Raw genomic sequence first — 13,681 nt, 5'->3', positions numbered from 1 at the left:
TAAATGCTCCCTCTGGGTACGGTAAAGGAAAAACTTACGGATAGCTTCAGCCGGTTGGCAGGCCAGCGCAAAGTGCGCCGGGGTCTGGCTGCTTGTTTGTTTTTTGTGCTGCTGACGTTAATTTTATCCGTAGAGTTTATGCCCCAGCAGGTTAATCTGGTGGTTGGGCAGGTTTCGCCTACCAACGTTTTTGCCCCGCGAAATGTTACCTTTCAGGATAAGGTAAAAACCGAGGAAGCCAGAAATTTAGCGGCTAATCAGGTGGAACAACAATATATAACCGACCCGCGGGTGAGCGTGGATGTACAGCAAAATATATCAACGCTAATAAGTGTCATAGCTGACATACAAGCTAATCCTGAGCTTAATGATAACGAGAAATTAGCATATTTTAAAGATGAATTACCCTTCACCTTAACATCAGATGTTTTGGATGCACTGGTTAAGCCTGATCCAAACAGCTTGGAGCGGGTAAAAAACAGTTTAACTTCAATGATTAACCGGGCAATGGAAGACATGGATGGAGTAACCCAAGAGAATACAAGAGATGTAACAAACTCGCTGGTTGGTGAAATTAATAATTTACAGCTTAGTAGCGCATATAAAACTCTGGCATCGGAAATGGTGCGCTATTATTTACGACCTAATAAATTTTTAGACATTGAGAAAACCCAACGCTTACAGGAAGCGGCTAGAGAGACTGTACCCCCTATGATGGTAACCATTAAAGAAGGGGAAAAAATTATTGGTGTGGGGGAAATCGTTACCGAGGAACATATTGCTAAGCTAGAGGCGCTGGGACTCTCACGTCCTATTCTGCCGGTTTCTTCAATAGTAGGTTCTGCTTTGCTGGTAATTTTGTTAATGTCGGTGGTGCTTTTTTACCTTTACCAGCAGAATCGGGAAATATATACCCATCCTGGCTATTTATATTTGATGGGTATTATAGTTTTGGGTGTACTGGGTGTATCTAAGGCAATAATTGCCATAAATATCACCCAGTGGCCTGAATTTGGGGCTCTCCTGGCTTATGTTGCCCCCGTAGCAACAGCGGGAATGCTAATTGCTATTTTGCTGGATTCTCGGCTGGCCGTATTGGTAGTGGCCATGATCAGTTTTTTGCTGGGCTTGATGACTGGCGGCCAGATAAGGTTTGCTGTTGTAGGTTTTATCGGCGGTTTTGCCGGGGTTTACGGGGTGAGCAAGCTTAGTCAGCGGGGTGATATGGCCAGGGCGGGCTTTTATTCCGGGGCGGCTAATGTGGCGGCTATATTTGCTGTAGGGTTGGTTGGGGATACGCCTATTGGACTCCTGCTTACCTCAAGTATGGTATTGGGTACGGTCAATGGCCTATTATCATCTATATTAACTAACGGTGCTATCCCCTACCTGGAAAGTGTTTTTGGTATTACGTCATCATTGCGCTTGCTGGAACTGTCCAATCCGGGCAACCCGCTGCTGCGACGCCTGCAAATCGAAGCGCCAGGCACCTATCACCATAGTTTGCTGGTAGGTAACCTGTCGGAAGCAGCTGCCGATGCAGTGGGTGGAGACACACTATTGGTGAGGGTGGCGGCCTACTATCATGATATTGGCAAAGTGAAACGGCCATTCTTCTTTATTGAAAACCAGATTGGGGGGGAAAACCCCCATGAAAAAATTGCGCCTACCCTCAGCACATTGATATTAACTTCGCATGTCAAGGACGGGGTGGAGTTGGCCCGCGAGCATAAATTGCCTCAAGGAATTATTGAAATAATTGAACAGCATCACGGCCAAAGCATGTGCAGTTTCTTTTATCAAAAAGCCATGGAGAATAATAAAAATGAAAGTATTACTGAGGATGATTTTAGGTACGAAGGTCCCAAGCCACAGACTAAAGAAGCAGCCATTGTTATGCTGGCCGATGCTATAGAGGCAGCAACCCGCGCCATGCAAAACCGTACCCCCGGCCGGGTGGAGGGTTTAGTCCATAAAATCATCAAGGACAAGCTCATGGACGGGCAGTTGGCTGAATGTGACCTAACCATGAAGGACTTGAATATTATTGCCAACTCATTTATCCGAGTGCTATCGGGAATTTTTCATAATAGGATAGAGTACCCGGATATGACCAAGGAAATAGAACGCAGAGAGAATAAACGTTTCGGTACACGTAAACAACTTGCCGGAAAAGGTACCGGTTGATACCGTTATAAGGTAACTTCAGGGTTCTTGTCATGACCAGGCAAATAGAAAGGAGCATGAATAACGTGCCGGTACTTGTAAGCAACTTGCAGGAGAAGGTACCAGTTGAAAGCAAACTGGAGGAAATGCTCATCCGGGTGGTAGAGAAAGCACTTGGCGAGCATGATATACCTGAAAATGCTGAAGTAAGCTTGGTGTTTGTGGACGATGCATATATGTCTCTCCTCAACCAGCAGTATCGAGGTATTGACGGACCCACGGATGTGTTAAGCTTTGCTATGCAGGAGGGACCTGACATGCCCGGATTTGAAGAGGAGCAACTGCTGGGTGATGTGGTAGTCTCCATGGAAACTGCCCAGCGGCAGGCAGAAGAATATGGCCACAGCTTTAACAGGGAAGTGGCTTATTTAACGGTACACGGGGTACTTCACTTATTGGGTTATGATCACCAGACCTTGACGGACAAACAAAAGATGCGCGAACAAGAGGAAAACATATTAACCCGGGCGTGCCTCTCTGCTTCCCTGATAAGGGAGAATTAACCACCTGGTAAAGCTGGAGGTGATTAAGGGTGCTACGCCTAATGCGCAGTTTTCAATGGGCTTTAAGTGGTATTGCCTATACGGTAAAAACACAGCTGAACATGAAAATTCACCTGCTGGCGGCGGTTCTGGTGACTGCCGTCAGCCTGTTTTTAAAAATGCCGCCGGCAGAGCTGGCTGTGCTTGCCATCACGATATTTATGGTGTTGGCTGCGGAGATGTTTAACACTGCTTTAGAAGCAGTGGTGGATCTGGTGTCCCCGGAACAGCACCGGCTGGCCAAAATAGCCAAAGACGTGGCTGCGGGTGCCGTGCTGGTTACTGCCTTAAACTCGCTGGCGGTGGCGTATTTACTAATCTGGCCTCGTTTGGAGGGCTTGCTGAGGTGATTTAATGGTACCGGAAGAATTGATTGCGCTGGCCATGAGGGCCAGGCAAAACGCTTATGTTCCCTATTCAGGTTTTGCCGTAGGGGCAGCATTGTTGGCCAATAGTGGCGAAGTATATACTGGGTGTAATGTGGAAAACTCATCCTATGGGCTTACAGTGTGCGCTGAACGAGTTGCGTTGTTTAACGCCGTAGCCCGGGGGGAACGGGAATTCATCGCCCTGGCTGTGGTGTGTGGTACCGAGGAATACTGCAGTCCATGCGGAGCTTGCCGTCAGGTGCTTGCTGAATTTGGCGGTGATACTAAAGTATACCTGGCTAACCGGTATGGTGCTTATCAAGAGACTACCGTTGCTGAACTGTTACCCATAGCTTTTTCGCTTAAAGACCATACTTAAGGATTATGAAAGGAACGGTAAAGATTACATATGCAGGATCAAGTTTTTAAATCAGGTTTCGTTACTATTGTAGGACGAACCAATGTCGGTAAATCCACCTTATTGAATAGCATGCTCGGCCAGAAATTAACCATTATGTCCAATAAACCTCAAACAACTCGGCATAAAATTCAATGCGTGCTTACCGGTTTAGATTATCAGGTTGTGTTCATTGATACCCCGGGTATCCATAAGCCCAAACATAAATTAGGTGAACATATGGTGGGAACAGCGTTAAATACCTTGCGAGAAGTAGACGTGGTGCTGTTGCTGGTGGAAGCAGCTATGCCTGGTCCGGGCGATTTATACATGCTGGAACAGTTACGAAAAGTAAACAGTCCAGTGCTGCTGGCCATTAACAAAATTGACCTGGTTAAGCCGGCTGATTTGATGCCCATTATGGCGACTTTCCAGCAGGCCCGTAATTTTGCTGAGATAGTACCTGTTTCGGCGCTTACCGGGGAAAATATAGAGTATCTCCGTCAGGTAATTATTGGATATTTACCTAAAGGGCCTCAATATTATCCTTGTGATATAGTGGTAGACAGGCCGGAGCGGTTTATTATGGCCGAGCTGATCAGGGAAAAGGTGTTACACCTGACCAGTCAGGAGGTGCCGCATTCCGTGGCGGTGGTTGTGGAAGCGGTTGAACAAAGGTCGGAGGATCTGGTGGCAGTGAGGGCAGTTATTTATACAGAGCGGGAAAGCCAAAAGGGGATATTAATTGGCAAGGACGGTAAGATGCTTAAAGAAGTAGGCCAACAAGCTCGCAAGGAGATCGAAATACTACTTGGCTCACGAATTTTTCTGGATATAAGAGTCAAGGTGAAAAAGGACTGGCGCAACAGAGATATCGATATGCGTAATTTTGGCTTACTGGAGGAATAAATCACTTTGACAATAATAAATGAAAGTAATAATATGTAAGTGGCATAATAACTAAATAACGTTCTTCGTTAGGTGAGGCTACTATACAGACACAGGCCACTGCCCAGAAATGTCGAGAGACAGGAATGGGTTAACAGGTATTACCGAATTAAGGTTTTACTTAATGTGGCTGAGATTACTCTCTAGCTGTATAGAGCTAAAACTTGCACGAGTGGAGAAGGCGGATGCTATTATTGGTCTTCATAATTTTTGAAGACCTTTTAAATTGTTTGACGAAAGGGGGTAACCTGCATGGAAGAATCTCCTCACCGACGAGGTTTGGCTGTTCCAAATGATATAAAATTAAATAACTTCCGTGGAGGTGACCCGCATGATCAAAACGTATTTCTATGATGCCACCCGGAAACAGTTAGTTCATGATGTAGATTTGGCTCAAAAGGATTTAATACAGCATGAAGATGATTTGCTCTGGGTGGATTTATACGACTTTAGTAATGAACGCGAGCTCAACTATTTAGCCCAAGTATTTAATTTTCACTACCTAGCGGTGGAAGACTGCTTGCATATGAGTCCCCGGGCCAAAGTAGACGCTTACGATAAATATTATTTTTTTATGCTGCATGCTTTGCGTTATAAGGAAGATAGTGATGAGGAAATCACGTTGGAGCAGCTCAGTGTTTTTTTGAGCTCCAATTATGTAGTAACTGTGCACCGCAGAACGCTGCCTACCCTTGGCCGTATGGCCAGAGAATGTCTGTCTAACCGGACCAAGTATATGAATCAAGGCTCCGATATGTTTTTGTACCACATCCTGGATGGTATCACCGACGAGTATTTCCCGATTCTGGATCGTATCGACCAGCGTGTGGATGAGCTTGAGGACCAGCTGTACGAGCAGACTAACAAGGAAATTACTGAGGAATTTATGGCCTTGAAAAGGACGATTCTTTCCATGCGCAGGGCTATCTTGCCGCAAAAAAGGATGTTTTCCGGTCTCAACGGACAGTTCGTATTTCAGATTTCCAAAGAAAGTGAACCGTACTACCTGGACCTGGTGGATCATATCGAGCGTATTGTTGACTCCATTGAAGGCTTTCGGGATTTGCTGGATGGCGCCTTGGAGACGTATTATTCCATTATAACTGCCCGAACCAACGAATCCATTCGTGTACTTGCTGTTATATCATTTATTTTTATGCCCCTGACCTTTGTTACCGGATTTTTTGGCATGAACGTGCCGTTACCCGAACAAGAAAGTATCTGGTCCACCGTGGCTATTACTGGTGGACTGATGGGAGTGACGGGTTGGATGTTTCTCGTGTTTAAAATGAAAAAATGGATATAACAATTTAATAGACTCTCTTAGGAGGGTCTTTATTATTTATTTTAAGGCAAGCCTAAACAGTGCATGCTCAAGTGGCATGGTATAATTTTTATGATAAACTCTAAACTAGCGCTATGGTAGTTGGGAGGAAAACATGAAACTCTACAAAGTTCTGGCAGTGGTGCTCAATTCGCGAGAGATGCGGGACGCCCATCGCGTTATAACCCTGTTTTCGAAGGAACGGGGTAAAATCCAGGTGGTGGCCCACGGGGTGACCAAACCAACCAGCCGCAAACGGGGGGCGGTGCAACCCTTTGCTGTTTCGGAATTCATGCTTCGGCAGGGGCGGGATTTGGATAGCGTCAGCCAGTGTGAAGGGATAGAATTTTTTCCCGGGTTATGGACGGATTTGGATAAGCTGCTGTATGCCGGGCATATGGCTGAACTGGTGGATGCTTTGACTGTAGAAGGAGATCCCAATGAAGCAGTTTTTATCCACATTATTAAAACCCTTCGGGAGTTGGATAAAACAGTGGATCCGGAATTGGTAACACGCTGGTTTGAGCTTCGACTAATGGCTCTACTGGGCTATTTACCATACCTTAATGGCTGTGTAGACTGCGGCGGTGAGTTGAACGGTCCCATGGTAAGATTTAGTACCCAGGCCGGTGGCCTTATTTGTTTCAACTGTGCTGCCGGTGAAGAGTATATTACATGCAATAGGGGCACAGTGGCAATAATGCATACCTTATTGAGTTGGGAAATAGATAAAATCGATAGATTACGCGTAGCCCGGTCGTCCCGTGCCCAAATGAGTACCATCATGCATGAATATTTACAATGGCACATGGAAAAAAGATCTCGTTCCCTCCAGTTTATGGACAAACTAAATTGTTTTAATCCGGTAATTAAATAGTATAACTAATAGAAAGGTTACCCCAGCTAGTATCATTTTCCGAGTAATTGGATAAATTAATCTAAGCTTTAAACTAGCAAGATAAGGGGGAACTATTCATGAGCATTGATCTGGAAAAAATCGATTTAATTAGAAACAGAACCGGTGTTAGCTACCGAGAAGCCAAAAAGGCTCTTGATGAAACTGGTGGTGATGTAATTGAAGCATTAATCAAGTTGGAGGAGACGGACCGGTCTTTTATTGGGACCATGGAACAACAAGAATTTACCGAAAAGGTGCAAGGCCGGGCCCAGGATATCATGGAGCAAATTAAGTCGGTGCTGCAGCGGGGGCAGGATACCAGGATCAAGGTTAAGCAAGGTGAACGCACTGTATTTGAAATGCCCGCCACAATGGGGGCGCTAGGTGTGCTGGCTGCGCTTGCCAGCAGTGAACTGGCTATATTGGGGGCGCTTGGTACGGCTACCGCGATGGCTAAGAATTACTCTTTGGAGATAGAACATCGGCCTAAAAAAGAAGTAGATCAGCCCAAACAAGCTGACCCCAATGATGCTTTTTTATATAAAAATCCTCCCATGCAATAAATTCTTATATGCTAATGTAAACTTATTTATTTGACATTGAAGACTAAATTTGATAAATTTATTAAAATAATTCTTTATTGAGGGCAATGAAGGAAAGATTAACCATAATGACGTGTACAGAGAATCGGTGGTTGGTGCAAACCGGTGGCGTGTTTTGGTGAAAGGGGTTCCCGAGCCGCAGGAGGAAAGCCGGTTAATGCAGTCGGTGAGTAAAGCCTGCCCACGAAGAGAGGGCTGCCTGTACGGGTGGTCAATCAGGGTGGAACCGCGGGAAATGCCTCCCGTCCCTGGCTTAATGCCGGGCCGGGGGGTTTTCATATTTTTAAATAGAAATGCCTGATTTATTCAATGGGAGGTTGGTTGCATTTTGAACTTTCAAGAATTAATTTTAGCTTTGAATACGTTCTGGGCCAAGCAAAGATGCATTATTCAGCAGCCTTATGATGTAGAAAAGGGAGCAGGTACGATGAACCCTGCTACATTTTTGCGAGCCCTGGGGCCTGAACCCTGGCGGGTGGCCTATGTAGAACCCTCCCGGCGGCCCACAGACGGCCGGTATGGTGAAAACCCCAACCGGCTACAGCACTATTACCAGTACCAGGTGATTTTAAAACCGTCACCGGATGATGTGGTGGACATTTATCTAAATAGCCTGCAAGCCATCGGGATTGACCCGCGTAAACATGATATCCGGTTTGTTGAGGATAACTGGGAGTCTCCTACTCTAGGTGCCTGGGGATTGGGCTGGGAAGTCTGGCTAGACGGTATGGAGATCACTCAGTTTACCTATTTCCAGCAATGCGGTGGGATCGATTGCCGGCCGGTTAGCGCGGAGATTACTTATGGTTTGGAACGATTGGCCATGTATATACAGGAAAAGGATAGTGTGTATGATATCCAGTGGGTGGAGGGCGTCAACTATGGTGACGTGCATCACCGTGGTGAAGTGGAGCATTCCCACTATAACTTTGAAGAAGCGGACACTGCCATGTTGTTTAAACTATTTGATATGTACGAGCGCGAGTCGATGCGGGTAGCGGCCAAAGGGCTGGTACTGCCGGCTTATGACTATGTTTTAAAATGTTCGCACACCTTTAATTTACTGGATGCCCGCGGTGCCATCAGTGTTACCGAGAGGACTGGCTTTATACACCGGGTGCGGAATCTTGCCCGGACTTGTGCGCAGAAGTATGTGGAACAACGCCAAGAGTTGGGCTATCCCCTGTTAAAGAAAGAAGGTGCTTGATATGCCCAGGGACTTTTTATTGGAAATTGGTGTTGAGGAACTGCCGGCTCGTTTTTTGGACCCGGCACTTGCCCAACTGCATGAACTAACCGGACAAGTTTTACAGGAAAACCGACTGGGCTATGGGGAAATTACCACTTGTGGCACCCCCCGCCGAATTACGGTTTTCGTCAAAGCTGTAGAGGACAGCCAGCAATCTTTAAAACAAGAAGTAAAAGGCCCGGCAGTGAAGGTGGCTTTTAACAGCGCAGGTGAGCCTACCCGGGCAGCTCTGGGTTTTGCCAAGAGCAACAGTGTAGGCGTGGAGGAATTGGTGCGCAAATCGGTAGGTCCGGTGGAATATGTTTTTGCCATCAAACAAGCAGCAGGCCGGCCAGCTGCTAATGTGCTGCAAGAGCTTGTCCCTGCATTGATCGGGGGACTGCATTTCCCTAAGCCTATGCGCTGGGGTGAGCTGGAGATGCGTTTTGCCCGCCCGATTCGCTGGCTGCTATGCCTTTTCGGTAATACTGTACTGCCCTTGAATTTAGCCGGTTTAGAGGCTGATCGCTATACATATGGACATCGTTTTTTGAGCAGTGGCAAACTGACCGTTAACGATGCCAGCGAATACTTTGAGCTGGTGCGCAGGGCACACGTAATTGTCGAGGTAAACGAACGCCGAGAAATTATTCGTCAGCAGATTAGCGAGGCCGCAGCCAGGGAGGGCGGAACGACGGAAATTGACGACGAACTGCTGGATGAAGTCACTAACATAGTGGAATACCCCACTGCATTATGCGGTAGTTTTGATAAAGATTATTTGCAATTACCCGAAGAAGTATTAATTACTCCTATGCGGGAGCACCAGCGTTATTTTCCGGTACGAGGTGCTGACGGTAGGTTGTTGCCTCGATTTGTTGCTGTGAGTAATAGTGGAGCTGATGAGGAAAGCATCAATATCATCCGGGCCGGAAATGAAAAGGTCCTGCGGGCTCGACTTTCAGACGCTGCTTTTTTCTGGCAGGAGGATCTCAAAACAAGCCTGGCAGACCGGGTGGAAGGACTAAAGAAAGTGGTGTTCCAGGAAAGCCTGGGTACGGTATATGAAAAAGTGCAGCGGGTTAGCGCCCTGGCTGATTTATTAGCTGACCGTCTGGGTGCTAGTCTGCAAGAAAAGGAGGAAACTGCCCGCGCTGCTTACCTGGCTAAAGCAGACCTGTTAACTAATATGGTATACGAATTCCCTGAACTGCAGGGGATAATGGGCCGGGAATATGCCTTGCGACAGGGGGAGTCATCATCTGTTGCCCGGGCGGTCTACGAGCATTACCTGCCCCGCTTTGCGGGCGATGACCTACCCATAACGGTACCGGGTAAGGTTTTGAGCATTGCTGATAAAATCGATACTATAGTAGGTTGCTACGGCTTAGGCATTATGCCCACTGGCTCACAGGATCCCTATGCACTGCGGCGCCAGGCCTTGGGTATATGCAACATCATTCTAGATGGTAATTTGGTGCTATCTATGCCAGAAATTATTGAACAGGCTTACAACGGTTACGCTGGCCGGGTGCAAATGATACTGTCGTTGGAACAGGTGACTGTTGAACTTGAGGAATTCTTTCGGCAGCGCCTGCGAGGTTTGTTTATTGACCGGGGATTAGCATACGATACAGTAGAAGCTGTATTAGCCGCCGGTATAGGTGAACTGTCAGGTGCCTGGCTACGAGGGCAAGCACTGGAAAAATTTCGGTATGAACCGGCTTTTGGTGCTTTACTAACTGCCTTTACCCGGGCACATAACCTTGCCAAGAAAGCAGATGACGACAAGGTAGAGCCGGTCTTGTTTGAATCGGCAGCTGAGCGAGAGCTTTATCAAGCCTTCCAAACGGTATCCTTATCCGCTACTGCACTAATCAATGACCGGTCATATGGTGCGGCGCTGTCGCTGATTGCTAAGCTGCAGAAGCCTGTGGACAGCTTTTTCGGTGATGTGATGGTGATGGTGGAAGATGAACGGGTGAGAAACAACCGCTTAGCCTTGTTAAAAAAGATTGCCGATTTCATAGGCAGCATAGCCGATTTGAGTAAAATAGTTGTCCCTAATAAATAGGTATGCCTGCTCCCGCTTATCATTACTTTGATATATCCTATAGCTAAACCTTGTTTGCATCAAGCAGATCTTTGTTGATATAATTTAACAATAAACCCCTTATTAGTAAAAGGATATTTAATCTGCGTATTTAATATATATATTAACAGAGTAAACGAATGGTATGGCGTATTTGCTCTGCGAGGGGCGATGATATGGAACTTAGCAAAAGACAAGAAACTATTCTCGAAATAGTTAAAAAGGAAGGTCCTATCACTGGTGAACAAATAGCCGAACGGCTTAGTCTTACCAGGGCTACTTTGCGCCCCGACATGGCCATTCTAACTATGTCCGGCATGCTGGAAGCCCGCCCCCGGGTAGGTTATTTTTATAGCGGTAAAAAACCAGGCCAGGAGTTAGCTGAAAAACTGCATCGAATAACGATTAACGAAGTAAAATCAGTACCCGTGGTGGTTCCTGAACAGTGTACAGTATATGATGCTGTGGTCACCATGTTCATAGAAGATGTGGGCACCATGTTTGTTGTGCGGGAAGGCGGCTTGCTGGAAGGTGTTATTTCCCGCAAGGATTTACTTAAAAACACTCTTGGCGGGCAGGATATACACAAGCTGCCGGTAGGTGTAATTATGACCAGAATGCCCAACATTATTTATGTGGAACCTGATACTTCAGTTTGGGAAGCTGCTCGCAGGTTGATCGCCCATGAGGTGGATGCTTTACCAGTAGTGCGCCTAGTTAAAGCAAAAGAAGGTCAAACAGATTTGGAAGTTGTGGGTCGATTCAGCAAGACTAACGTTACTAGATTGTTCGTTGAGTTAGGCGAAGGTGGTTATTAAGGAGGCGGTATCCATATCCGCGGATGTAAAACCAAGACCGGTTGTCTATATTATCTCGGACTCCATAGGTGAAACGGCCGAACTGGTGGTTAGGGCGGCGGCCAGCCAGTTTAATGGAGGCAATGTGGAGATCCGCCGGGTACCTTATGTTAATGATACATCTGAAATTCCGGAAATTGTAGAGGAAGCCAGCCATTTCAATAGTTTGATCGCTTATACGCTGGTACTGCCCATACTAAGGGAGACAATAGCTGCAGAGGCGAAAAAGCACGGCGTTATAACAGTGGATATTATGGGTCCAACGCTGGACGCCCTGACCCAGTTGGAGGGTAGACAACCCAAGTTAGAACCGGGGCTGGTGCGTAAGATAGACCAGGAATATTTTCGTAAAGTAGAGGCCATCGAATTTGCCGTTAAATACGACGATGGTAAAGATCCTCGGGGCATAACGCGGGCTGACCTGGTGATTATTGGGGTAAGCCGGACTTCTAAGACACCTTTATGTATGTATTTAGCTCATAAGAGCATTAAGGTGGCTAATGTGCCGCTGGTGCCGGAAGTAGCCCCTCCAGAGGAAATTTTTAGCTTGCCCCACCACAAGGTGATTGGACTAACTATCAGCCCTAGTCAACTTAATGAAATCAGGCAGGAGCGGCTAAAATCGCTGGGTTTAACTTCACATGCTGATTACGCCAGCATGGAACGTATACTGAAAGAACTGGATTACGCAAAAAAGGTAATGGAAAAAGCCGGTTGCCCAATAATAGATGTAACCAATAAAGCTGTGGAAGAAACAGCCAGCCGGGTAATGGAAATATATTATAAGGGAGAGAGGCTGGGTAGATAGAAGGGGTACTCTAAAACTTGATGTGTATATTTATGTGCTCTGTCTGTTCTTCCAGATACACATCTTTCGTTTGACTGCTGTCAGACTATAGTGAAAAAGGGGTAACTTTGCGCAGTATATTAATTCATAATTATGAAGGCCAGCGAGCCTTCTTTTATTTCAAAAGTATATAAAATATGGCGTACTCCCAGTTTTCTGGCTGTCTTATTAAATATTTGTAGACTGACAGGAAATTGAGAAAATAGAAGTTAAGCTAATTAATTTTACAGTTTAAAGTACATCATTGTCTGGGCAGGTGAAAAACGGGTGCAGCTGTTACGTCTTTTTTGGGCTGTAAATTTACCACTCGAGATAATAAGGAAATTGGCAGTTTTACAAGCTTATTTAAAAAGCACACCGGCAAATGTTAAATGGGTTGAGCAGCAAAACCTGCATTTAACTGTAAAATTTTTAGGTGTTGTTGATAAAATGCGGGTTGGTGAAATCATCAGCACTGTTGCTGAAGCAACTGCTGGTACGGGTAGTTTTGAGCTGGCTTTGGGAGGTCTTGGCTTCTTCCCCAATCCGCGTCGTCCTCGGGTTCTCTGGGTAGGGGTACGGGGTGATGTGGATAAGTTCCGGTTATTGCACCAGCAGGTGGAGGAATGCCTGGCTGCGTTTGGTTGGGCATTGGATAAACCTAACTTTGCTCCGCATTTAACCCTTGGCCGTTTGCGCACACCCCAGGGCAGCGAAGGGTTAGTACGCAAGGTTGACGAAATTGGCTCAAATTGGGGTGTTAGCGGTATAACTGTATCGACTATTGATTTAATGAAAAGTGTGTTAACCCCCAAAGGGCCGGTTTATCAGGTACTGAATTCAATAAAATTAGACTCTCATAATAAACCTGCTGGTAAATAACCCGGCTAGTATTAATACGGTATTATAGTCATAAATGCGATTAAACTGCATAAACTTTATAAATTTTTGCAGGCACCTTTGATTGGTTGAGTTTATAATATTAAGTAAGCATTTTGCATAATTTCTGTAGCATAAAATTCAATGCCATAATTTAGAACTGCAATCGCATTAACTTAACACAGTTATGGTAAGTTGCTATGCTAAATGCTATTTTATAACTGTGGATAATCAAAAATGGACAAAAATACCCCTTTGAGCTATAGAGAGTTTTAAAATACCAGTATCGCCTAAGCTACCTGCTTTACAACTTTGGGCTCAAATACTGAAACCATCGCTGTGGATAACATTGCAATACATGATAATAAGACACGCGCTTTTACTTTTTTGAACCCTCGCACATTTAAGTTTTTTAGGCTCAGGTATTCTTTAAGGCGACCAAAGCAGCGCTCGACGGATGTACGTTTATTGTATATTTTGGTCCAGTTCTTACT

15 protein-coding genes and 1 riboswitch are annotated in these 13,681 nt (G+C 45.7%); of the genes, 14 read left to right on the top strand and 1 reads right to left on the bottom strand.

Annotated features, from left to right (window positions below; translation table 11 throughout):
• The first annotated feature begins 3 nt into the window (after positions 1–3).
• From SPSYN_RS13445 to thpR, 14 genes are all read left to right on the top strand, one after another.
• Entirely contained in the window at positions 4–2,187 is a 2,184-nt protein-coding gene (locus SPSYN_RS13445) for an HD family phosphohydrolase (protein WP_161823012.1), read from the top strand.
• Positions 2,188–2,252: 65 nt separating this feature from the next.
• Positions 2,253–2,729 (top strand): rRNA maturation RNase YbeY, encoded by a 477-nt coding sequence (gene ybeY / locus SPSYN_RS13440; protein WP_161823068.1) that lies wholly within the window; start codon positions 2,253–2,255, stop codon positions 2,727–2,729.
• Positions 2,730–2,758: 29 nt separating this feature from the next.
• Positions 2,759–3,118, top strand: a complete 360-nt coding sequence (locus tag SPSYN_RS13435) for a diacylglycerol kinase family protein (RefSeq protein WP_161823011.1) — start codon at positions 2,759–2,761, stop codon at positions 3,116–3,118.
• 4 nt (positions 3,119–3,122) lie between these two features.
• Positions 3,123–3,515, top strand: a complete 393-nt coding sequence (locus SPSYN_RS13430) for a cytidine deaminase (protein ID WP_161823010.1) — start codon at positions 3,123–3,125, stop codon at positions 3,513–3,515.
• 30 nt (positions 3,516–3,545) lie between these two features.
• Complete coding sequence (gene era, locus SPSYN_RS13425) at positions 3,546–4,442, top strand: GTPase Era (protein WP_161823009.1); 897 nt, start codon at positions 3,546–3,548, stop codon at positions 4,440–4,442.
• 57 nt (positions 4,443–4,499) lie between these two features.
• Positions 4,500–4,665, top strand: a riboswitch (M-box (ykoK) riboswitch).
• Positions 4,666–4,812: 147 nt separating this feature from the next.
• Positions 4,813–5,787 (top strand): magnesium/cobalt transporter CorA, encoded by a 975-nt coding sequence (corA, locus tag SPSYN_RS13420; protein ID WP_161823008.1) that lies wholly within the window; start codon positions 4,813–4,815, stop codon positions 5,785–5,787.
• A gap of 133 nt (positions 5,788–5,920) precedes the next feature.
• On the top strand, positions 5,921–6,682 hold the full coding sequence (recO, locus tag SPSYN_RS13415) for a DNA repair protein RecO (protein WP_161823007.1): 762 nt from the start codon (positions 5,921–5,923) through the stop codon (positions 6,680–6,682).
• 98 nt (positions 6,683–6,780) lie between these two features.
• Complete coding sequence (locus SPSYN_RS13410) at positions 6,781–7,266, top strand: DUF4342 domain-containing protein (protein ID WP_161823006.1); 486 nt, start codon at positions 6,781–6,783, stop codon at positions 7,264–7,266.
• Positions 7,267–7,423: 157 nt separating this feature from the next.
• Positions 7,424–7,606 (top strand): hypothetical protein, encoded by a 183-nt coding sequence (locus tag SPSYN_RS13405; RefSeq protein ID WP_161823005.1) that lies wholly within the window; start codon positions 7,424–7,426, stop codon positions 7,604–7,606.
• A 27-nt stretch (positions 7,607–7,633) separates the two neighbouring features.
• Positions 7,634–8,512, top strand: coding sequence for a glycine--tRNA ligase subunit alpha (glyQ, locus tag SPSYN_RS13400; protein ID WP_161823004.1), 879 nt, complete (start codon positions 7,634–7,636; stop codon positions 8,510–8,512).
• Position 8,513: 1 nt separating this feature from the next.
• Positions 8,514–10,607, top strand: coding sequence for a glycine--tRNA ligase subunit beta (gene glyS, locus SPSYN_RS13395; protein ID WP_161823003.1), 2,094 nt, complete (start codon positions 8,514–8,516; stop codon positions 10,605–10,607).
• A 194-nt stretch (positions 10,608–10,801) separates the two neighbouring features.
• Positions 10,802–11,443, top strand: coding sequence for a transcriptional regulator CcpN (gene ccpN / locus SPSYN_RS13390; RefSeq protein ID WP_161823002.1), 642 nt, complete (start codon positions 10,802–10,804; stop codon positions 11,441–11,443).
• Positions 11,433–12,290, top strand: coding sequence for a pyruvate, water dikinase regulatory protein (locus tag SPSYN_RS13385; RefSeq protein ID WP_243153059.1), 858 nt, complete (start codon positions 11,433–11,435; stop codon positions 12,288–12,290). Before ccpN ends, SPSYN_RS13385 begins: the two co-directional genes overlap by 11 nt.
• A 306-nt stretch (positions 12,291–12,596) precedes the next feature.
• Entirely contained in the window at positions 12,597–13,190 is a 594-nt protein-coding gene (gene thpR, locus SPSYN_RS13380; protein WP_161823001.1) for an RNA 2',3'-cyclic phosphodiesterase, read from the top strand.
• A gap of 287 nt (positions 13,191–13,477) precedes the next feature.
• On the opposite strand, the gene SPSYN_RS13375 is transcribed toward thpR, so the two are convergent.
• Positions 13,478–13,681 (bottom strand): transposase (locus tag SPSYN_RS13375; protein WP_161823000.1); only part of this gene is annotated, 204 nt, incomplete at its 5' end.

The organism is Sporotomaculum syntrophicum (assembly GCF_009932395.1).
Classification (GTDB): domain Bacteria; phylum Bacillota; class Desulfotomaculia; order Desulfotomaculales; family Desulfallaceae; genus Sporotomaculum; species Sporotomaculum syntrophicum.
This window is presented reverse-complemented; position numbering and strand designations above follow the sequence as displayed.